Here is a 21,433-nt window from a genome sequence, read left to right as displayed (position 1 = left end):
CAAGGTCGAAGCCTTGGGTCTCCTCGCCCGCCCCCTCACACCACCTCGGGCACCTTCCGCACCGCGCCCCTGTCCGCGGACTGTTCGAACGCGGCGTAGGCGCGCAGCGCGGTCGAGACGCTGCGCTCGCGTTGCCGGGGACGATAGGTGCCGTGCGCCTCGAGACGGTCCCGCCGCCGCGTGAGCTCCTCGTCCGAGACCTCGAGACTGATCGACCTATTCGGGATGCCGATGGCGATGATGTCGCCGGCGCCGACGATCGCAGTCAGGCCGCCCACACCCAGATCGCCTCCGAAAGGTGCCAGCACCTCACGGCACCTGGCGAGGTATTCGTCCACCGTTCGGCGGAGGATGCTGTCGAGCTCTGACGAAGCGGACAGGGCGTGAATGACGTCGGAGAGTTCTCGCCCCTCAACCACGTGGCAGTCGATATATGCCGCAGCAGCGACGGCCGCGACGTCCGCGCGCACGGGCGCCACATCGTCGAGTGCCGCGTCGAGGGTCTCGTGCCGCCAGTGTTCGAAAGCCCGATACAACTCGAAGAAGACTCCAGACCTGTCCCCGAAGTGGTCATAGGCGACGGATTTGGTCACGCCCGCCACTTCGCCCGACCGGCCACGAATCAATCGTGACACCGTTGGTTTGCACCTAAAGTATGCAGAGCACGAGTCCACCCTTCCTGGCCTAGAGGCTGACACGTCGCGGTCACTAATTTGGGATCATGACAACACAGCACAGCGCACACACCGGCGCCCAACAACTCCACACGACACCCTCTCGCCGAAAACTCGTCAACCTGTTTCGGCAACGTCCCTTGACGAGTTTCTTCGTTCTCGCCAATCTGCTCAGTTGGGTGACCTGGACCCCGTACATCCTGTCGCTCAACGGTGTGGGAGCATGGGGCTTCCGGTTCCCGGAGATCTTGGGAACCAGCCAACTGCTGGGCGTGCTGCCCGGAGCCTACATCGGCCCGATCGGATCCGCTTTCCTGCTCACTGCCGTCATTGACGGACGTCAGGGGCTGAAGGCCTGGATGGGGCGCCTGCTTCGATGGAGGGCCGCTCCTATCTGGTACCTCATCGCCGTGCTGGCAGTTCCGGCAGGCATGGTGCTGACAGGCTTGGCATTCTCAGCCGGAAACATCATCGCACCGTCGGTCGCCGTCCTGGCTGCCTACCTGCCCATGCTCGCCTTCCAGTTCATCACCACCGGCCTCGCCGAAGAACCGGGTTGGCGCGATTTCGCCCTTCACCGACTTCAAAAGGTCCACTCCCCACTTAAGTCCGCCTTCATCCTCGGTCCCCTCTGGACCGTGTGGCACCTGCCCCTCTTCCTCACCGAATGGGGCGGCTACCCTGATGCCTCGTGGGTCCGCCTTGCGGCCTTCTCCGTCTTCTGCTGCTCCTTCAATATCGTCATGTCGTGGGTATTCAATCGCACCGGAGAGAGCCTCCCGCTGTCCATGCTCATGCACGTAAGCGCCAACAACTTCGCTTCTGTCATGTGGTCGGAGATCTTCCCCACTCTCGAAGGCGACGGCGATCTGATGTGGACCGCCATGGCGATGGGCTCCACTGTCGCCGCCATACTCATCGTCGTGACAACAAAAGGCCGACTGGGATACCATCCTGTAGAAAACGCCCCTGGTCAGGACCTCAGATGATGTTCGCTGAGCACGGCGGCGCCCGACAGCACGATCGCGATTGAGGCTGCCATGCCCAGAGACAGCATCTCCACAGTGCGAGCGAACCCGACCGTGCCGTTGGCGACTGGTTGCGCGGCTCTGGCGTTTCTGGCGATCACCGCCGGACTCTTCGCCCATGACCCGACAATGCTCGATGAACCGATGACAACGTCATCATGGCTCCTCACCGCAGCAACGCTCCTCCTCCAAGCCGGCGCGCTTGCGGGGAGGGACCGCTGGCCGTTTCGCTCCATGCTCATCGTCTCTGCACTCCCCCTGGCACTGGCAGCGCTCGCACCGAATTCTGCGTTCACTGTCACGATCATTCCGGTCACGGCCTCCGTATTCCTCGCCGGTCTGCACTTCACACTCACTCGAACGATCCGCTGGTCGATCGCCGTCGTCACGTGCGTCGCTCTGGGACAGCTGATCAACCGTCTTGGACTCGGTGACGACGAGGTCCTTCAGACGGTGGTCGCCGCTCTTGCTCAGGCACTGGTGGTCGTGATCGGCCCCCTCCTCCCCGCCTGTGTCCTCTCCTCCCATCGAGCGGCCACCTCGGCCCAGTGTGAGATGCTGAACGCGCTCGCCCGAGAGCGAGAGGCACAGATCAGCGAGGCCATCGCCCACGAGCGATCGACAATGGCACGTGAACTCCACGACATTGCGGCACATCATCTCTCGGGGATCTCACTGATGGCCGCGAGCATTGCCCGGCAGTGCGAGAGTCATCCCGAGGCGGCAAAGGACGGTGCGCTCGAAATCCGACAGCAGAGCCGCGCGGTCCTCCACGATCTGCGCCAACTCGTTGGACTGCTGCGTGAGGATGACGATCAGCAGATCAAGACCTTGGCCAGCATCGAACGCCTCGTCGACACCGCCAACCGGAATGGGAGGCGTGTCGACCTCACCGTCCTTCCCGACGGCGAACGCGATCCCGGACGACTCTTGAGTCCGCTCGCGCAGCTGGCCGGATATCGCATGGTTCAGGAATCCCTGACCAACGTCGGGCGACATGCGCCGGGTGCCGACTCCACAGTCATCGTCGATGCCGGCGATTCCGATGCCCTTCATCTCACCGTCCGCAACACATCACCGACGCAGAGGCACGATTCCGGCGCCGGGGGCAGCGGCCTCGGGATCCTCGGCATGAGCGAACGCGCGGCGCTGGTCGGGGGTTCACTCGATTTCGGCCCCACCGACGACAATGGGTGGGTCACACACATGAGAATCCCCTTCGATCCTGACAGAGGAAACCGATGATCCGCACACTGATCGCCGATGACCAACCGCTCGCCCGCGGCGGGCTGGCCGCACTACTCGGGGCCGAAGATGACATCGAGGTCGTGGGAACGGCTGCCGACGGCGACCAAGCACTCGACCTTGCCCTCGAACTGCGTCCAGATGTCGCCTGCCTCGATATCCGAATGCCGGGTCTGGACGGCATCGAGGTCGCGGCTCGAATATCGGCACCGCAGCTCGATGACCCGATCCCCGTCCTCATACTCACGACATTCGACATCGACGACTATGTCTTCCGTGCTCTCGAGGTCGGCGTCTCCGGATTTCTTCTCAAGGACTCCGAACCCGAGGAGATCCTCAGCGCTCTGCGCAGTGTAGCGGAGGGCTACGGGACAATCGATCGGAAACTGACGCGGAGGATCGTCAGCGAATACACCCAGCGCCGCCAACTGCAGCCTGTCGTTGCCTCTCGCGCCCTTTCGGCCGTCACGACCCGTGAACGTGAGATTCTCATGTTATTGGCGCAGGGAATGACTAACAGTGAGATCGCGGACCAACTGGTGATCGAGGTGGCAACGGTCAAATCTCATCTCGCTCGGATGCTGCCGAAGCTGGGAGTTCGTTCCCGCCTCCAGGCCGTCGTCTGGGCGTACCAGAATCACCTCGTCACCGTGCAGGACGCCTAGCGTCTCGGACGCAGACTGAGACCGCAGAGGAAAGTGGGTCCGAGATGGGACTAGGTGTTGCTGGCCATGAAGTTGTTGCGTGAATCGCAGTTGATCTGTGTATGGGTGAAGGCCTCCGGTTGCGAGAGTGGAGCTGTCTAGAAACCACTCACGCAACACAGGAAGCGGCTCGTTCACGAAGCTCGAGCGGGTATTTCTTTTGGAGCATGACAGGGAAGTCCTTTCCGTGGCTTCACTGTCTCCATTGTTCCCGGGGCGATTCAGTCTAGACCAAGTCGGCCGCTTCCCTGATCAGCTCCGACAGGTTCTCCGGGAAGTACCGGATCGGTGCGTCCTCGAGATCGTCGGCGCTCCACCAGCGCCATGTGGTCATGGCCGTTCGCTCGAGCGCGGTCCAGTTCGAGTCGCTCAGATCCGTCACATCCGTCCGTGCGGCGAAGAAATGCTCGACCTGGTGCTGAGGTTCTCCGTGGTTGAGGAAGTCGAATTCACGACGATGGAACGGGCCGACCAGATCGATGCCGGACAGACCTGTCTCCTCTTCCAGCTCGCGTTCCGCGGTCTCCTGCAGGGTTTCGCTGGCTTCGCTGCCACCGCCGGCGGTGAACCAGAAGCGGATGCTGTCCTGAGCATCGGCGAGGTCGCGCCCTTCGAAGAGCAGGACGCGAGAATCGGAATCGAGCAGGACGATGCGGACGGCGACTCGTGTGGGGTTGGGCATGTCGCCCACACTACGGGGTGAAGCGGTAGCCCATGCCCATCTGCGTGTGCAGGTACTGCGGTCGGGCAGGGTCGGCCTCGAGTTTCTGCCGCAGCTGGGACATATAGACCCGCAGGTAGCCGCGCTCCCCGGCATACTCAGGGCCCCACACCTCGGTGAGCAGGGTCGTCGCATCGACGAGCGCACCCCGATGCTTGGCGAAGACGCCGAGCATGTTCCATTCGATCGGCGTGAGATGCACCTCGGCACCTTCGACCTGAAGGACATGAGCGGCAAGGTCGATGACGACCCGCCCATCACCGGTGCGCACAACACTCGAATCGGCCGCCGTACCCGAGCGCCGCTCGATCGCGCGCAGGCGGGCGAGGACCTCGCCGAGGGAGAACGGCTTCGTCACATAGTCATCGGCCCCGGCGTCGAGGGCGGCGATCTTGCCACGCGCGTCATGGCGGGCCGAGATGACGACGATGGGCACCTGGCTCCACTTGCGCACCTGCGAGATGAGTTCGATGCCGTCGACGTCGGGCAGTCCGAGGTCGAGGAGGATGACATCGACGGTCGCCTCGGCGAGCGCCTCATTCATCTGCCGCCCGCTGCCGGTGATCGTCACCTCATGGCCCTTGCCCCGCAGCCCCACACTCACGGCGCGGGCGATGTCGGTGTCGTCTTCGACGATGAGCACGTGCTTCACAACGCGTCGCCCTTCCTCGTCTCCTCGGGTGCTGCCGGCGCCCCACCTCGGCGCGGAATCGTCAGCACCGCGGTGAATCCGCCGCCCGGGGTCGGCTCGGCGCTCAGCTCGATGTCCATCGCCCGGCACAGACCCAACGCGACCGCCATCCCCAGCCCGAGACCCTTCGTGTTGGACTCATCGAGCCTGGTGAACGGGGTGAAGACGGACTCGAGTGCCTCCTCGGCCACTCCGGGACCGGAGTCTGCGACGCGGAGGTGGACCGCCTCGGCGCCGGTGGAGGCATCGATCGTGATCGGTGCGCCCTCGCCGTACTTCACGGAGTTCTCGATGATGTTGACGAGCACGCGTTCGACGAGCCCCGCATCGACGTCGATCCACGTCTCGGGGTCGACATCGACGGTGATCTTCGGCTGTGAAGAGCGACCGTCATCGCCGGCCGCGATCCCCGCCGAGTCCCCGTCATCGCCGGCCGCGGTCCCCGCCGAGCCCCCGTCATCGCCGGTCGCGATCCCCGCCGAATCCCCGTCGAGTTCATCCAGCGCCGAGGCGACGACATCGGCCACGAGCACCGGTGCCGTCGCGATCGTCACCGCCCCGGACTGGATCCGGCTCATGTCGAGGAGGTTGTCGATGAGCTTCTCGAGGCGCTGGGCTCCGTGCTCGATGGTCTCGAGCATGAGCCGCTGGTCGGCATCCGAGAGCTCGATCTCGTCGAGCAGCAGCGTCGAGGTCGCCGTGGTGATCGCGCCCAGCGGCGTGCGCAGGTCGTGGGAGACCGCGGTGAGCAGGGCGGTGCGCACGGCGTTGCCGGCCGAGAGTTCCCTGGCCTCGGTGCGGCTGCGCTGCAGGGCCGATTCCGTGAGCACCCGCAGCAGCCTGCCGGCATAAGCGTCGAGGATCCGCTGTTCTCCGGCACTGAGCGGCCGCCCTTTCAGCGCCAGTGAGGTGTCCTCGTCGAGGTCGATGACCTCGCTCGCCTCGGCCCGTGACCTGATCGGTTCCCCCGCCGAGGCGGCCGCCACGTCCCCGCCGCCCGCGCGGTTCGTATTGCCCGCCCGGTCGCCGTCACCGGCACGACCGACAGCGTCGGTGCGGTCTTCGCCGCCCGCCCCGTTCCCGCGGACGAAGAGGGTGACCCCGTCGAGGGCGAAGCTCGTGCGGATGCCCGCGACCATCGCCTCGGGGCTGTCACCCTCGGCGATCATCGATCCGGCGAGCTCACTGAGCACTCCCGCCTCGTGTTCGGCCGCCTGAGCCTGCCTCGAGCGGCGGGCGGCTTGGTCGACGACGGTGGCCACGGCCACGGCGACCGCGACGAAGATGACGAGCGCGAGGATGTTCTCAATCTGCCTCACCGACAACGAATTCACCGGATGGGTGAAGAAGAAGTTGATGAGTCCGGCTCCGAACACGGCCGTCATCACCGCCGGCCACAACCCGCCGATGAGGGCGACGAGCACGACGACGGTGATGTAGGCGAGGAAGTTCATGCCCAGCGAGGTCGACCCGGGGCCGAGCGCGACGAACAGGCCGGTGAGCACGAGCGGGGCGAGCGCACCGATGATCCAGCCGAGGATGCGACGAAGACGCGAGAGGGGATTGTCTCGGGTGCGTTCTCGATCCGGCCGCCAGAATCGGGCGGCCTGGGCGTGGGTGACCATGTGCACGTCGATGTCAGCGGCGGCGCTGATGACGCGGTTGGCCACGCCGGGGCCGAACATGCGCCGGTACCACGGGGTGCGCGAGACCCCGAGGACGATCTGTGAGGCATTGAGGGTGCGGGCGAACTCGATGAGGGCCTTGGCGACATCGCCACCGACCACGGTGTGCCATACGGCGTGGTTCGCCTCGGCGAGTTCGCGGGCCGACAGCAGGTGCGGGGCACCGGAGCGGCGGGTGCCGTCGGGTTCGATGACGTGGACGACGTGGAGTTCGCGCCCGGCCACTCGGCCGGCGATGCGCAGTCCGCGGCGGATGAGCGTCGTCGATTCCGGGCCGCCGGTGACGGCGACGAGGATCCGGTCGCGGGCGGCCCAGGTGGCGCGGATACCCTTTTCGTCGCGGTACTTCTCGAGGCCTTCGTCCACCCGGTCGGCCAGCCACAGGAGGGCGAGTTCGCGCAGCGCGGTGAGGTTGCCGAGCCGGAAGTAGTTCGACATCGCGGCAGCGACCTTCTCCGCTGCATAGATCCGCCCGTCGACCAGTCGGGTGCGCAGTGCGGCGGGGCTGATGTCGATGAGTTCGACTTCGTCGGCGGCGCGGAGGAAGGGGTCGGGGACGCGTTCGGCCTGGTTGCGGCCGATGATCGCACCGACGACGTCGCCGAGGGATTCGAGGTGCTGGATGTTCACCGTCGTGAACACGTCGATGCCGGCGGCGAGGATCGCCTCGACGTCCTCCCAACGTTTGGTGCGGGTCGGGGTGGGCGTGGTTCCGCCGCCGAGGTAGGTCTCCGTGCCGTCGCCACCGACCGAATCATCGCTCGGCACATTCGTATGCGCGAGTTCGTCGATGATGACGAGTTCGGGCGCCCGGGTGAGCACCGCCTCGGTGTCGAGTTCGTGAAACGTCCGACCGCGGTAGTCGGCCGGGCGCCGGGCGATGGTCTCGAATCCCTCGGCCAGGGACCGGGTGAAGGCACGTCCGTGGTCCTCGACGATGCCGATGACGACGTCGCGGCCGTTGTCTGCCGCAGTCGCCGCAGCCTCGAGCATCGCGACGGTCTTGCCCACCCCGGGCGCGTAGCCGAGGAAGACCGTGAGCGTGCCCCGCCGAGGTGAGTCCATCAGCGCCCGCCGTTCGCGAGGTCGTTGTTGAGAGTGACGACGTTGACCTGAGGCTCACCGATGAAGCCGAACAGCGGATCCTGCGTGTTCGCCTGAACCATCGCGGTCACGTCCTTCCTGCTCAGTCCCGTCTCCCGCGCGACGCGAGGGATCTGGAGTCGAGCATACTCAGGGCTGATGTCCGGATCGAGACCGGACGCGGACGCGCTCAGCGCATCCGCAGGAATGCTCGCCGGGTCGACGTGCTCTCGCTCAGCGATCTGGAAGCGACGGTCGGCGATCTGTTTGAGCAGTTCGGGACTGTTCGCCGCGAGGTTCGACGCCCCCGAGGCGAGTCCGTCATAGTCACCGGCCGAAGGCCGAGGAAAGAACCATTCGTCCCCGCTCACGGGCTGGGCGAGGCGGGCGTTGCCGACGACCTCGCCGGCACTGTTGCGAATCGACGCGTCTTGGGCGGGTATGAGACGACCGATCGCGACCATCGCCAGCGGGTACGCGAGGCCGACGACGAGGGTGAGCACCAGAAGCATCCGTGCCCCGGTGAGGAGCTGTCGGCCGAAGATGGGGAGCATGATGAGGGTCCTTTCAGAGTAGTCAGTGTGAACGACGAGGTCAGGCGGGCGCTTCAGAGCGGTGCACCACCCGCAGTGGTGAATTGCTCAGAGCAGCGGCGCGATGACGAGGTCGATGAGTTTGATGCCGATGAACGGGACGATGAGTCCGCCGATGCCGAACACGAGCAGGTTCATCCGCAGCAGCGACGAGGCCGTCCGCGCCCGGAACCGCACCCCGCGCAGCGCGACCGGGATGAGGGCGACGATGATGAGGGCATTGAAGATCACCGCGGACAGGATCGCCGAGGCGGGGCTGTGCAGACCCATGATGTTGAGCGCCCCGAGCCCCGGGAACGCGAGCAGGAACATCGCCGGAATGATCGCGAAGTACTTCGCGACATCGTTGGCGATCGAGAACGTCGTCAGCGCCCCACGGGTGATGAGCAGCTGCTTACCGATCGCGACGATGTCGATGAGCTTCGTCGGATCCGAATCGAGGTCGACGAGGTTGCCGGCCTCCTTCGCCGCGGTCGTGCCCGTGTTCATTGCGACCCCGACGTCGGCCTGCGCGAGCGCGGGCGCGTCGTTCGTCCCGTCCCCGGTCATCGCGACCATCCGACCGCCGGCCTGTTCGGTCTTGATGAGGGCGAGTTTGTCCTCGGGCGTGGCCTCGGAGAGGAAGTCATCGACCCCGGCTTCCCGGGCGATCGCGCGGGCCGTGAGCTCGTTGTCGCCGGTGATCATCACCGTCCGGATCCCCATCTCGCGCAGCGTCGCGAAGCGCTCGGCCATGCCCGGTTTGACGATGTCGCGCAGGTCGATGACCCCGAGCACCCGTGCGGAGGACCCGACAGCCTCAGCGACGAGGAGTGCCGTGCCGCCCCCCGTGTTGATGCGTTCGACCTCGGCGGTCGCGGCCTCGGGGACCTCGGCCCCGCGGTCGCGGGCCCACGCGATGACCTCCTTGGCCGCACCCTTGACCACGGTGCGACGCAACGGTGCCACTCCCGCGGCCAACCCCACCGCGGCGGATGACGACGCACCCGCACCAGTCCTTCCGACTACCTCGACGACGGTCGACCGCGTACGCGCGGATCGATGTGCGCCTACCTCGGCGGGGGAAGTCGCCCCATCCTGCTCAGTGACCTGCTCACGAACCGGCAGGACGATCCCCGACAGGCGGGTCGTCGCCGAGAACGAGATGAATTCGGCCTCGGGATAGGCCTCGAGGCCGGCGGCGTCGATGCGGAATTCCGTCTCGGCGAGGGTGACGACGGACCTGCCCTCGGGGGTGTCGTCGGCCAACGAGGACAGCCGGGCCGCCTCGGCGATCCGTTCCGGTGTCGTCGATCCCAAGGGCACGAAGTCGGTGGCCTGCCGGTCGCCCATCGTGATCGTGCCGGTCTTGTCGAGCAGCAGCGTCGACACGTCACCGGCGGCCTCGACGGCGCGGCCGGACTTCGCGAGCACGTTCGCCGCGACCAGCCGGTCCATGCCGGCGATGCCGATTGCCGAGAGCAGCGCGCCGATCGTCGTCGGGATGAGGCAGACGAGGAGGGCGATGAGCACGGTCAGCGACTGCGGGGCGCCGGAGAAGGAGGCGATCGGGGCGAGGCTGAGCACCACCAGGATGAAGATGAGGGTGAGCACGGAGAGGAAGACGCCGAGGGCCACCTCGTTGGGGGTCTTCTGCCGGTTCGCACCCTCGACCATCGTGATCATCCGGTCGAGGAAGCTCTCTCCGGGGCTCGCGGTGACGGTCACGGTGATCGAGTCGGAGAGCACCTTCGTCCCGCCTGTGACGGCGCAGCGGTCGCCGCCGGCCTCACGGATGACGGGCGCGGATTCGCCGGTGATGGCGGACTCGTCGACGGTGGCCGCACCCTCGATGACGTCGCCGTCGCCGGGGATCGTCTCACCTGCGGTCACGAGCACCCGGTCCCCGGCCTGCAGCTGGGAGGCGGGCACGGTTTCGGTGCCCCCGCCCGGCAGCACGCGGGTTGCGTCGACGCTGACCCGGCTGGCCCGAAGGGAGTCGGCCTGGGCCTTGCCGCGGCCCTCGGCGAGCGCCTCGGCGGTGTTGGCGAAGACGACTGTCAGCCACAGCCAGATGCTGATCGCCCAGGTGAAACGGCTGGGATCGGCGATCGCGAGGATGAGGGTGATGGCCGCGCCGATCTCGACGAGGAACATCACGGGGTTGCGCCAGGCGGTGCGGGGGTCGAGCTTTCTGAGCCCGAGCAGGCTTGCCTGGAGGAGGGCGGGAGCGGTGATGGTTCTCATCTCACATGAGTCCTTCGTTGATCGGTCCCAGTGCGAGCACGGGGAGGAAGGTGAGGGCGCTGATGACGAAGCCGCTGCCGACGACGACCCCGACGAACAGGGGTCGGTGGGTGGGCAGGGTGCCCGGGCTCGCCTCGGCGGGGGTCTGTTTGGCCAACGCTCCGGCGAGCGCGAGCACGGCGCCGATCGGCACGAGGCGGCCGAGCAGCATCGCGATCGCCAGGGCGATGTTGAAGAACGGGGTGTTCGCGTCAAGGCCGGCGAACGCGGATCCGTTGTTGTTTGCCGCCGAGGTGAAGGCGTAGAGGATCTCGGACAGGGCGTGAGGGTTGAGTTGGGTCGCGGTTTGTGCGGTCTGCGCGGTTGCGTGGCCGGAGGATTGGATCGCCGAGGTGGTGTTGAGGACCGAGTCGAGCGTGCCCGGGCACAGCGTGGCCACGGCGGTGCCGCTCAGGGTCAGCGCCGGGGAGACGAGGATGAAGGTGCTCGCCAAGGTGATCTCGGTCCGGCCGATGCGCTTGCCGAGGAACTCCGGAGTGCGACCGACCATGAGTCCGCAGACGAAGACGGCAACGATTGCGACGATGAGCATGCCGTAGAGGCCGGAGCCGACGCCGCCGGGGGCGATCTCTCCGATCATCATGTTGATCATGAGCACCGCTCCCCCGAGTCCTGAGTAGCTCGAGTGGGCCGAGTCGATCGCTCCCGTCGAGGTCAGAGTCGTGGCCACGGCGAAGAAAGCCGAGGGGATGACGCCGAAACGGGTTTCGCGGCCTTCCATTGCGGCTCCCGCTGCGTGGGAAGCCGGGGTGGTGGTCGTCGTTTCAAGGGCGATGACGGCGGCGAGTGAGAGGACGAAGAAGGTGGCCATGGCCACAAGGATCGCCCAGCCCTGCTTGCGGCTGCCGACCATGATGCCGAAGGTGCGCGGCAGTGCCGAGGGGATGAGGAGGATGAGGAAGATGTTCGCGAGGTTGACCAGGGCGCTCGGAGCCGAGAGCGGGTGCGCGGAGTTCGCGTTGAAGAAGCCGCCGCCGTTCGTGCCGAGGTGTTTGATGACCTCCTGGCTGGCATCGGGACCACCGGGGATGGTCTGGGTGATGGTGCTGCCGGCTTGGGCTGCGTCGGCGGCGTGGGTGCCGCCGGTGACGGTGTGGACGACCTGGTCAGGGGTGAGATTGTCGATGACGCCGAGTCCCATGTAGATGATCGCGAAGAGCACCGAGAGCGGAAGCAGAATACGCAGTGTCGAGCGGGTGAGGTCGACCCAGAAGTTGCCGATGAACAGGGAGTTCGAGCGCATGAGCCCGCGGATGAGGGCGACGGCTACGGCGATGCCGACGGCCGCGGAGACGAAGTTCTGGACGGCGAGCCCGGCCATCTGGGCGAGGAAGCCCATCGTCGTCTCACCGGAGTAGGACTGCCAGTTCGTGTTCGTGACAAAGGAGACCGCAGTGTTGATCGCCTGGTCGACGGGCACATCCGACTTGCCGTTCGACAGTGGCAGGACGTGTTGGAGGCGGAGCAAGCCGAAGAGGACGACAAGCGAGACGGCCGTGAACCCGAGGACCGAGAGGAAGTAGGTGCGCCACCGCTGCTGCGAGGACGAGTCGACGCCGGTGAGGCGGTAGAGGACGGATTCGGCGCGGGTGTCGGTCTCCGAGAGGAACACGCGGGCCATGTAGTTGCCGAGCGGAACGTGGGCCGCGGCCAGAAGAGCGAGGACAAGCAGGATCTGCGTGATGCCAGCGAACCAGCTCATGACCGGCCCTCCCGGGAGGAGCGGAACTCGGTGCACGGGCAGTGCTCAGAACGCATTGAGCGGACCTGCCCCGTACGGGACGCAGCGTGCGACGGTCCGGTCGGCCGCCTCGGCGATGAAGTGAATGACATGCGTCCATCCCACCGCCGCAGGGGCCGGTCGGCGGGCGATCTTAACGCGATCTTCACACCTCCCAACACAACCCCAACACCCCAATTACTACCCGACGGCGGCCCAGCAACCTTGCGCAAGGTTGCTGGGCCGCCGTCGGGTAGTAATTGGGGGAGTGGGCGGGAGCGATCGGTCCGGCTCGGCTTACGAAGATCGGCGAAATCTGCTACATTCGATCACGGCCCATTGGCCACAGCGCTTCGATGACACGACACGCGAGGTTCACTCGAGCAACTTCTGACACGGCACGGTCAAGCAGCTGACATCCGCCGACTGTCAGGAGATTCCATGACCTCACCTGCCCATTCCCGTCCGCACGCGACCGAACGTGTGGGACCGATGATCGCGGTTGCCGCCGCCGCAGCGTTCCTTGCCACGTTCAACGAAACCTTCCTCAATGTCGCATTCACCCCGATCATGGCCGACTTCGGCGTCGCCGTGACCACGGTCCAGTGGCTGACCACGGCCTACCTTCTTGTCGCCGCGGTCTTCGTCCCGGTCGCCAATGTCCTCTATCACCGGTTCCCCACCCGCAGTCTGTTCGTCAGCGTCGTCGCGGTCATGGTCATCGGGTCGCTCGTCGGAGCCTTCGCGCCGAACTTCGGCGTCCTCCTCATCGGACGACTGCTGCAGGCGATCGGCACTGGCCTGCTCACCCCTATCGGCATGAACACCACCCTGGCTGTCTCCCCGCGCGAGAAGCTCGGGATGAACATGGGCATCATGGCGGCGATGACCACCTTGGGACCGTCGCTGGCCATCGTCCTCTCCGGAGCTCTGCTCACCGTCGCCCCGTGGACGACGCTCATGTGGGTCTTCGGCGGTCTGTGTCTCATCGTGCTCATCGCCGGAACTCTCGTCCTGCGCACCGTCGCCGAGCTCGGCCGACCCCGCCTCGACACCCTCTCGTTCCTGCTCGTTGCCGTGGCGCTCGTCGGCATCCTCTACGGTGTCACCGCGGCATTCGGCGGCTCCGCCGTGTGGGCAGCGACGTCCGGAGTGATCGGACTGCTGGCACTGTGGGCGTTCATCGCCCGCCAGCGGCGGATCGATCATCCGCTTCTCGACCTGCGGCCGTTCTCGAGCACCCCGTTCGTGCTCGGTGTGGTGATGACGATGCTCGGACTTGTGTTCGTCTTCGCGATGAACGTCGTCATCCCCCTGTTTCTGCAGGCAGCACGCGATGTTCCGCCGCTGGGCGCCTCGCTGACATTAGCCCCGGGCATCTTGCTCACAGTGGCTCTGGGTCCCGTAGCCGGACGGTTGTTCGATCGCCACAGTGGTCGGTGGTCGATCCCGATCGGCTTCCTCGTCATGGCCGTCTTCGTCAGCCTGGTCGGACTGGCGGCAGGGCAGACGTCTCTCGTGATCTTCGGCGCGCTCTACGTCCCGGCGGTGTTGGCGACGGCGTTCGTCATCGGGCCCGCGCAGACCTTCGCCTTGTCCCACCTCGATCACGAGACCAGTCCGCATGGTGTCACCGTCGTGTCCACCAGTTTCCAGATCGCCGGCTGCGTCGGTACGTCACTGGCCGCCGGAGTCTACGGTGCCCTGAGCAAGGCACGCCTGAACTCCGGCGGCAGCGAACTCTCGTCGCTGCTCCTGGGTTTCCGCGGTGCCGTTGCATTTGTGGTGGCCACCTCGGTGATCGGCATCGTGCTCGCGTTCCTCGCCTACCGTTCGGTGAGGCATGACCGCGGCGGTCGGGCGGGTCGCAACAGTCAGGGTGACTCGGCGGATGACGCCGACCCGGGCGTACCCGGCCCGGGCGCAGCTTCCATGGGCGACGCGACGGAACTATCGGCCGCCTCGGCGGTTCCGGTCGACCGGTCGGCCACCTCGGCGAACATCACGGTGGGATCGGTCGATCCGACCACCGTCGCGGCGATCATGAAGTCCGAGGTGTTCACTCTGTCGGCGAACCAGAGCGTGCTCGAGGCGCTGCGGACCTTCACCGATCGCGGCATCTCGGGAGCACCGGTGGTCGACGCCGACGGCGACCTGGTCGGCTTCCTCTCCGACGGTGACGTGATGCGCTATCTGTCGGCTGCCCGCCCTTCGTCGACATCGATCTACTCGTTCGCAATCGGCGCCGAGGATGATCTGAGCCAGGCCATGGCCGATCTTGCGAATCTCGAGGTCATGCGCCTGGCGAACCGTGAGGTCGTCACCATCGACGTCGACGCCTCGATCGCTTATGCCGTCGCCGCCCTCTCCGATGCGAAGCTGAAGAAGGTGCCGGTGGTGGACGGCCCCGAGGGACGTATGGTCGGCATCGTCAGCCGCTCGGCGATCAACCGGATGGCCGTCGCGGGGTACCTGCGTGAACGGGTGCCGGTCGGGTCCGTACTCGCGTGACCCTCGCTCTGCTGCCCGTCGGCGGCTCAGGGCCCAGCAGTGGGGTACACCGCTATTTCGATGAGATTCCCGTCGAGGTCGCGGCAGTAGTGCGAGGTCATCGGCCCGAGGGCACCGACCTTCGTCACCGGTCCGTTGACGATCTCGACTCCGCAGTCGGTGAGATGATCGGCGACGGCGGTGGGAGTGGTGGTCGTGATGAAGCAGAGATCCTCTGACCCGGCAGCTTCGGTGCTGCCCGTCACCCAGTCCGGATCATCGTCGGCCGCGCCGATCGGGCGGAGGTTGATCTTCTGATCACCGAAGGCGAGCGCGACTCGCTGTGCGGGGCCGAACCGTTCGGCGCGCATGCCCAGGACTCGTTCGTACCATTCCGCCGTTGCCGTCACATCGCGGCAGTTGAGCACGATGTGGTCGATCCGTTCCACGTTGAGGGCCATAACCGGGAGTGTATGGTGCCGCGATGCCGCCGACAACTCTCAGCCCGCCTGTTGCCTCGGCGCGACACCCCTCAGACACACCTGACGGCGGCCCAGCAACCTCGCGCAAGGTTGCTGGGCCGCCGTCAGGTAGTAATTGGGGATGGGGTTATTCGACGAGCTTGCCCTCCTGGCTGATCTCGCCGGTGTGCATGAGCTCCTCGACCTCGGGGTCGACCGGCGGGATCGATTCGCGGACCACCCCAACGCTCGGCGACCACACGAGGTTGACCTGCAGCGCCGGGTCCATCTCCGGGTAGTCGCTGCGGTTGTGGCAGCCGCGGGTCTCACGGCGCTCCAACGCGCACTCGATGGTCGCGCGGGCCGCGAGCACCGAGGACTTGAGATCGAAGGCGTGCGCGAGATCGGAGAATCCAGCGATATCGGGATGGATCCCGACGAGTTCGAGGCGCGCCTCGATCGCCGCGAGCTTCTCCAGCCCGGCCTGCAGACCCGCCTCGTCGCGGACGACTCCGGCGTGCTCGGTCATGAGGTTGCGGACCTCGCGCTGCAGGGCCCGGACGTTCTCCGTTCCCTCGGATGCCAGCAGACCGGCGATCTCGGCCCGCGCCTCGGCGACGGCATCCCGACTCCGCACCTGCGCCTCCAGCCCCTCGGAGTACGCAACCGCCGACTGGCCGACGATGCGACCGAAGACGAGGAGTTCGATGAGCGAATTTCCGCCCAGCCTGTTCGCCCCGTGCAGCCCGGACGAGGCTTCGCCGATGGCCCAGAGTCCCTCGACGTCGGTGCTGTGATCGACCGGGTCGACCCACACTCCGCCCATCGAGTAGTGCGCGGTCGGCGCGATCTCGATCGGCGATGCCGTGATGTCGAGCATCTGGGTCTCCATGAGCGTCTGGAACACTCGGGGCAGGCGGTTCATGATGGTTTCGCGGGGCAGATGGGACACGTCGAGCCACACGCCGCCGTTCTCGGTGCCGCGCCCCTCGGCGATCTCCGTGTAGGCGGCGAGCGCCACCCGGTCACGGGTGGAGAGTTCCATACGCTGCGGATCGTAGCGTTCCATGAACCGCTCCCCCAGTCCGTTGCGCAGGATCCCGCCTTCACCGCGGGCCGCCTCGGAGACCAGCGTGCCGGCGGCGTTCTCAGGTTCGATGATGCCCGAGGGGTGGAACTGGACGAGTTCGGCATCGCGCAGTCGGGCACCGGCCTCGACGGCCAGACGGAAGGAGTCACCGGTATTCTCGTCCCGACGCGAAGAGGTCCGCCTCCAGATCCGGTTGTGTCCGCCGGCGGCGAGGATGACGGCGTCGGCGTAGATCCGGTAGCCGGTGCCGTCGATGACGTCGAAGCCGAAGGCGCCGAAGATGCGGCCGTCGGCGACGAGCAGCTTCGTGATGTAGACGCGGTCGAGGATCGGGATGTCTAAGGCTTCGGCGCGACGAATGAGGGTGCGCTGGATTTCCAGCCCCGTGTAGTCGCCGGCGAAAGCGGTGCGACGCCAGGTGTGGGCGCCGAAGAAGCGCTGAGAGATCCGACCGTCGTCCTCCTTCGCGAAGTCCATTCCATATCGCTCCAGGTCAGCGATGCCTTCGGCTGCTCCCTGGGTGACGATTTCGACGGTCCGGGGGTTGGCGAGGTCATAGGATTCCTTGATCGTATCGGCAGCATGCTGCTGCCACGTGTCGTCCGGGTCCATCGTCGCCAGGGCCGCGTTGATGCCGCCGGCGGCCAGCGAGGTGTGCGCGTCTTCCTTCGGCCGTTTGCCGACCGCGAGGACATCGGCGCCGGCTTCGGCGACCTCGATCGCGGCCCGCAGGCCCGATCCGCCGGTTCCGATGACCAGCACCGAGGTGGAGATGGAGTGTTCTTTTCGGCGGGGTCCGCCCTGTGTGGTGTGCATGGATTCCACTATGGAACCACCCACTCCATACGTCCAATGCATTGTTTGAGTCAAGTCGATAGCGATAGACTATTGCCATGTCTGACCTGCACGGAGACCCACAGTGAATCTCGAACAGCTGAGAAGCTTCGCCGAGGTGGCCGCCACCGGCCATTTCACGAAAGCCGCCGCGACGCTCCACTTGGCCCAGCCCTCGCTGTCCCGACAGATCTCGACGTTGGAGAAGGAACTCGGGGCCGAGCTCTTCCACCGCGCGCACGGACACATCACACTCACTGACGCCGGCCAGACCCTGCTGCCGACGGCGAAACGCATGCTCGCCGATGCCGAGGCGGTCCGCCGCGACATGGACGAGCTCGCCGGTCTGCGGCGCGGTCGCGTCCGGCTCGGTGCGACCCCGACCCTGTGCGTGAGCCTCGTGGCCGAGGCGATCAGCCGGTTCCACACGGCCCATCCCGGCGTCGAACTCGAGCTCGTCGAAAAAGGCTCTCGTGAGCTCATCGAGTCACTGGCCGGCGGCGAACTCGACCTCGCGCTCATCACCCGCACCTTCGACCTCGCCCCGCAGATGCCGAGGCTCAGCCTGGGCGGGATCCTCGCCGAGGATCTCGTCGTCATCGCCGCAGCCGGTTCCGATCTGCTCAACTCAGACCGTGCGCAGACCGATGGGATCACCCTCGCCGAGGTGGCCGACCGTCCCCAGGTCCTGTTCCATCATGGCTACGACCTCAGGGAGGCGACCTCCACGGCGTTCGAGTCTGCCGGCCTGACTCCCCGAGTCGTCGTCGAAGGGGTGGAGATGGATGCGGCGCTGCGGTTCGTCGAGCGCGGCCTCGGGGTCGCGATCGTCCCGGCAATGGTCCTCGTCGACCGGCCATTGCTTGACTCGGCGCCCCTGGCCGATCCGCAGCTGACGCGGACGGTCAGCCTCGCGACGCGCGCGGACGTGCGGGCGACGAGGGCCGCCTCGGCGATGGAGTCGACGGTCCTGTCCACCGCCCGCACGCTCGCCGACACCGAACCCGGACTGGCGGCGCATGTGCGCCTGGTGGGGTGAGGTCGAGCCTCGGTGAGGACGGAGTGCCTCTATGCTTCAGTCGAAAGCGTGCGGACCATGGTCGAGACCTTCGGACCGTTCGGCACCTGCGTCTCGGCGATGGTACTGAAACCGAATCGGACGTAGAGAGCGACATTGCGCGGATCCGACGTCTCCAGCGACACCAGGGAGCCGATCGTGTCCATCCGGCGCAGACCTTCGGCGAGGATCGCCGACGCGATGCCCGACCCCCAGCTGTCGGGTTCCACACCGATAGTGGCGAGATCCCACGCGGCGTGGGGCCGCGACGGCAGGTGTGTGGCCATCAGCACCTCGAGGCGATCACCGAGCAGCTCGCTCACGCGATTCTGTCGCTCGGAGTTAAGGTCGGGAGCTTCCGGGGGCACGAAGGCCGCCACGCCCCGGTACTTCTCCTCGACGATCACCAGCCCACACTCGACCGCGTGGGCGAGATAAATCGCCTGCAGCTCCTCCAGCCGCGCGCGATAGCGGTCGGCCGGCACCGACCACCGCGTCCAGGAGTATTCATCAAAGGCTCTGGAGAGCACTCCTGCGGCGGCGGGGACATCGGCGGCAGTCGCCTCACGCACGGCAATCATCACGATACCAATCTACCGCGGTTCGACGGGTTCGCCGACACCGTCGATGTCCACAGCCAATGGCCGAACGGCGGCTCGCGCCCCAGCCGGGGGTCCGCTCAGTCGTCGCCTCAGAACCAGGCGTCGGCGAGCAGTTTCAGCGACTGGCGCTGCACCTCTGGATCGTAGGCGTAGGTGACGGTGATGAGTTCGTCGGCGCCGGTGCGTTCGACGAACTCGGCCATCTGCGCGGTCGCAGTATCCGGTGAGCCGACGGCGCTGATGGACAGCATCGGGCTGGTTCCGCCCTGCGCAGAGATCTCGGCCGGGTCGACCGGGGGCTGCAGATTGCGGCGGCGGCCGGTGCGCATGTCGTTGAACATCTGCTGGACTGAGGTGAACTGGCGGGCCGCCTCGGCGTCGGTATCGGCGACCATGACGTTGATCCCGGCCATGACGTAGGGTTCGTCGATCTGCGCGGTCGGCGCATCGGCGGTGAACGAATCGCGGTAGGTCTTGATCGCGATGTCGATCTGGTCGGTTGCGAAGTGCGAGGCCAAGGAGAACGGGAGGCCCAGCTGACCGGCGATCGAGGCGCCGTTCATCGTCGACCCGAGCACCCAGATGGGCACGTTCATCCCCGCCGAGACCGCGGACTTGATCGGCATCGTGTGCGCCTGCCCTGTCTCGGAGAACCAGCCCTGCATGTCATAGATGTTCTGTGCGAAGTCCTGTGGTTCGGCCGAGGATCGGGCGAGCGCCTGCGCGGTCATCCCGTCCGTGCCTGGTGCGCGCCCGAGGCCCAAGTCGATGCGATCACCGTGGATGTTCGCGAGCGTTCCGTACTGTTCGACCACCATGAGTGGCGCGTGGTTGGGCAGCATGACACCGCCGGATCCGACCCGGATCTTCTCCGTCACCGAGGCGGCCTGAGAGATGAGGAGAGCCGTGGCGCTGGCGGCCAGGCCCATCGTGTTGTGGTGCTCGGCGAACCACAGGCGTTTGTATCCCAGTTCGTCGGAGAGCTTCGCGTTCGTCATCGATTCGGCGATGCTCTCGCGCGCGGTGGCTCCTTCCCGAATGGAGACGAGATCGAGGATGTTCAACGGAACGGACAAGGCGGAAGGCTCCTTCGGTGGGCGCACGGTGCGGTTGCGGGATGCAGTCGCAGAATTTCAGTCATCTGAGGCAACAGTCCGAGCAGACGGTTCTATTCCTGGGCAGACGATCCCAGTCCGCGGCAAGCGGTTCAGTTCTCGAGCGGCCGACGGATAGTCTTGTGCCACCGGACTCCCCGATGAAGGCGAGATCATGAGCACCTCAGCACACTTCCGCACCCGGCGGCTCCTCACCGGTGCCGCCATGTCCCTGGCCGTCGTCCTCAGCGCCTGCTCCTCCGATTCGCACTCCGGCGAGACCAACGGTCGGGGCGGGGAGGAGTCGGGGGCCGCCTCGGCGAGCGGTGGTTCCGGAGCATCCGACACCGGGTCCACATCATCAGCACCGGGCGCGGGCTCCCCCGAGGTCGTCGCCACCGGACTCGAATCCCCGTGGTCGATCGCCTTCCACGGGCAGACCATGCTGGTCAGCGAACGCGATTCGGGGCGCATCCTCGAAGTCTCCACAGGTGGAGACGCTCGCGAGGTCGGCCGGATCGATGATGCCTCGGCCTCGGGAGAGGCCGGCCTCCACGGTCTCGCCGTCGACGATGACCGTCTCTATGCCTTCTTCGCCGCTGGGACGGAGAACCGGATCGTGCGGTTCGACCTCCTCGGTGAGGCCGGGGATCTGTCCCTGGGTGAGGAGGAGACGATCCTCGACGGGCTGCCGACCGCGAACTTCCACAACGGCGGGCGGCTCGCGTTCGGGCCCGACGGAATGCTCTATGCCACTCTCGGCGATACGGGCGATCGCGACAGTGCGCAGGACGAGGATGCGCTGTCGGGAAAGATTCTGCGCATGACGCCCGACGGCGACATACCTGCGGACAATCCGTTCGGCGATTCGCTCGTCTTCAGCATGGGGCACCGGAATCCGCAGGGCATCGGGTGGGACGACGAGGGCACGATGTACGCCTCGGAATTCGGGCAGGACACGTGGGACGAACTCAACGTCATCGAAGCCGGCGGGAATTATGGATGGCCCGAGGTCGAAGGCATCGCCGAGGGCAACGGTGCGAGTGACGGCGGCTCCGGTGACGAGGACGGTGATTTCATCGACCCGGTGCAGCAGTGGTCCCCCGACGAAGCGAGCCCCAGCGGGCTGGCCGTCACCGATGACAGCATCCTCATCGCCGGGCTGCGCGGTGAGCGCCTACACCAAGTTCCGCTCGACGACCTGAAGTCGTCGTCAGAGCTGTGGACCGGCGAGCACGGGCGACTGCGCGATGTGGTCGAAGCGCCCGACGGGTCGCTGCTCGTGCTGACGAACAACACCGACGGTCGCGGAGAACCCGGCCCGGACGACGACCGTCTCCTGCGTTTCACACTCTGAGGTGCTGGCCCGACCGCC

17 protein-coding genes are annotated in these 21,433 nt (G+C 66.4%); 6 read left to right on the top strand and 11 right to left on the bottom strand.

The genetic code is table 11. From position 1 onward, the window contains the following. Window positions 1–35: 35 nt before the first annotated feature. Window positions 36–593, bottom strand: a complete 558-nt coding sequence (locus tag ACOZ9V_RS02695; protein WP_180345704.1) for a dihydroxy-acid dehydratase domain-containing protein — start codon at window positions 591–593, stop codon at window positions 36–38. A 128-nt stretch (window positions 594–721) separates the two neighbouring features. Between ACOZ9V_RS02695 and ACOZ9V_RS02690 the strand changes: the two genes are divergently transcribed. The 3 genes from ACOZ9V_RS02690 to ACOZ9V_RS02680 are packed head-to-tail and all read left to right on the top strand — an operon-like array spanning window position 722 to window position 3,612. Then, the gene (locus ACOZ9V_RS02690; protein ID WP_139470440.1) at window positions 722–1,663 is read left to right on the top strand and encodes a CPBP family intramembrane glutamic endopeptidase; all 942 of its coding nucleotides are present in this window, start codon (window positions 722–724) and stop codon (window positions 1,661–1,663) included. A gap of 51 nt (window positions 1,664–1,714) precedes the next feature. Continuing rightward, complete coding sequence (locus tag ACOZ9V_RS02685; RefSeq protein WP_434593355.1) at window positions 1,715–2,947, top strand: sensor histidine kinase; 1,233 nt, start codon at window positions 1,715–1,717, stop codon at window positions 2,945–2,947. Further along, window positions 2,944–3,612, top strand: coding sequence for a response regulator (locus ACOZ9V_RS02680; protein WP_139470442.1), 669 nt, complete (start codon window positions 2,944–2,946; stop codon window positions 3,610–3,612). The genes ACOZ9V_RS02685 and ACOZ9V_RS02680 overlap by 4 nt, the downstream gene beginning before the upstream one ends. 265 nt (window positions 3,613–3,877) lie before the next feature. Here the strand turns inward: ACOZ9V_RS02680 and ACOZ9V_RS02675 are convergent, their stop codons facing one another. The 6 genes from ACOZ9V_RS02675 to kdpA all read right to left on the bottom strand — a co-directional run bounded on the left by ACOZ9V_RS02675 (window position 3,878) and on the right by kdpA (window position 12,412). Continuing rightward, window positions 3,878–4,333 carry an NUDIX hydrolase gene (locus tag ACOZ9V_RS02675; protein ID WP_139470443.1) on the bottom strand — a complete coding sequence of 152 codons (456 nt, stop codon included), beginning with the start codon at window positions 4,331–4,333 and terminating at the stop codon, window positions 3,878–3,880. 10 nt (window positions 4,334–4,343) lie between these two features. Further along, the gene (locus ACOZ9V_RS02670) at window positions 4,344–5,024 is read right to left on the bottom strand and encodes a response regulator (RefSeq protein WP_139470444.1); all 681 of its coding nucleotides are present in this window, start codon (window positions 5,022–5,024) and stop codon (window positions 4,344–4,346) included. Next, window positions 5,021–7,813 carry a DUF4118 domain-containing protein gene (locus ACOZ9V_RS02665; protein WP_434593351.1) on the bottom strand — a complete coding sequence of 931 codons (2,793 nt, stop codon included), beginning with the start codon at window positions 7,811–7,813 and terminating at the stop codon, window positions 5,021–5,023. The genes ACOZ9V_RS02670 and ACOZ9V_RS02665 overlap by 4 nt, the downstream gene beginning before the upstream one ends. After that, a complete protein-coding gene (locus ACOZ9V_RS02660) occupies window positions 7,813–8,385 on the bottom strand; it encodes a potassium-transporting ATPase subunit C (protein ID WP_434593349.1) in 573 nt (190 codons plus the stop codon). Before ACOZ9V_RS02660 ends, ACOZ9V_RS02665 begins: the two co-directional genes overlap by 1 nt. 87 nt (window positions 8,386–8,472) lie before the next feature. Continuing rightward, window positions 8,473–10,650, bottom strand: coding sequence for a potassium-transporting ATPase subunit KdpB (gene kdpB / locus ACOZ9V_RS02655; protein WP_181272294.1), 2,178 nt, complete (start codon window positions 10,648–10,650; stop codon window positions 8,473–8,475). Window position 10,651: 1 nt separating this feature from the next. Beyond that, entirely contained in the window at window positions 10,652–12,412 is a 1,761-nt protein-coding gene (gene kdpA, locus ACOZ9V_RS02650; protein ID WP_434593345.1) for a potassium-transporting ATPase subunit KdpA, read from the bottom strand. A 459-nt stretch (window positions 12,413–12,871) separates the two neighbouring features. On the opposite strand from kdpA, the gene ACOZ9V_RS02645 reads away from it, so the two are divergent. Next, complete coding sequence (locus tag ACOZ9V_RS02645) at window positions 12,872–14,941, top strand: MFS transporter (protein ID WP_434593342.1); 2,070 nt, start codon at window positions 12,872–12,874, stop codon at window positions 14,939–14,941. A 26-nt stretch (window positions 14,942–14,967) separates the two neighbouring features. Here ACOZ9V_RS02645 and ACOZ9V_RS02640 read toward each other — a convergent pair whose 3' ends face one another. Both ACOZ9V_RS02640 and ACOZ9V_RS02635 read right to left on the bottom strand, forming a co-directional pair. Beyond that, window positions 14,968–15,381, bottom strand: coding sequence for a VOC family protein (locus ACOZ9V_RS02640; RefSeq protein WP_181272292.1), 414 nt, complete (start codon window positions 15,379–15,381; stop codon window positions 14,968–14,970). A gap of 148 nt (window positions 15,382–15,529) precedes the next feature. Further along, window positions 15,530–17,287, bottom strand: coding sequence for an FAD-binding protein (locus ACOZ9V_RS02635; protein WP_181272474.1), 1,758 nt, complete (start codon window positions 17,285–17,287; stop codon window positions 15,530–15,532). A gap of 103 nt (window positions 17,288–17,390) precedes the next feature. On the opposite strand from ACOZ9V_RS02635, the gene ACOZ9V_RS02630 reads away from it, so the two are divergent. Beyond that, entirely contained in the window at window positions 17,391–18,344 is a 954-nt protein-coding gene (locus ACOZ9V_RS02630) for a LysR family transcriptional regulator (protein ID WP_434593339.1), read from the top strand. Between the two features lie 29 nt (window positions 18,345–18,373). Here ACOZ9V_RS02630 and ACOZ9V_RS02625 read toward each other — a convergent pair whose 3' ends face one another. Beyond that, a complete protein-coding gene (locus ACOZ9V_RS02625; protein ID WP_216657127.1) occupies window positions 18,374–18,943 on the bottom strand; it encodes a GNAT family N-acetyltransferase in 570 nt (189 codons plus the stop codon). A gap of 110 nt (window positions 18,944–19,053) precedes the next feature. Then, the gene (locus ACOZ9V_RS02620; protein ID WP_434593336.1) at window positions 19,054–20,040 is read right to left on the bottom strand and encodes an LLM class flavin-dependent oxidoreductase; all 987 of its coding nucleotides are present in this window, start codon (window positions 20,038–20,040) and stop codon (window positions 19,054–19,056) included. A 193-nt stretch (window positions 20,041–20,233) separates the two neighbouring features. Here ACOZ9V_RS02620 and ACOZ9V_RS02615 point away from each other — a divergent pair, with 193 nt between their 5' ends. Then, complete coding sequence (locus ACOZ9V_RS02615; RefSeq protein WP_434593333.1) at window positions 20,234–21,415, top strand: PQQ-dependent sugar dehydrogenase; 1,182 nt, start codon at window positions 20,234–20,236, stop codon at window positions 21,413–21,415. Window positions 21,416–21,433: the final 18 nt, after the last annotated feature.

Source organism: Brevibacterium sp. 1718, assembly GCF_051131255.1.
GTDB lineage: Bacteria > Actinomycetota > Actinomycetes > Actinomycetales > Brevibacteriaceae > Brevibacterium > Brevibacterium sediminis.
This window is presented reverse-complemented; position numbering and strand designations above follow the sequence as displayed.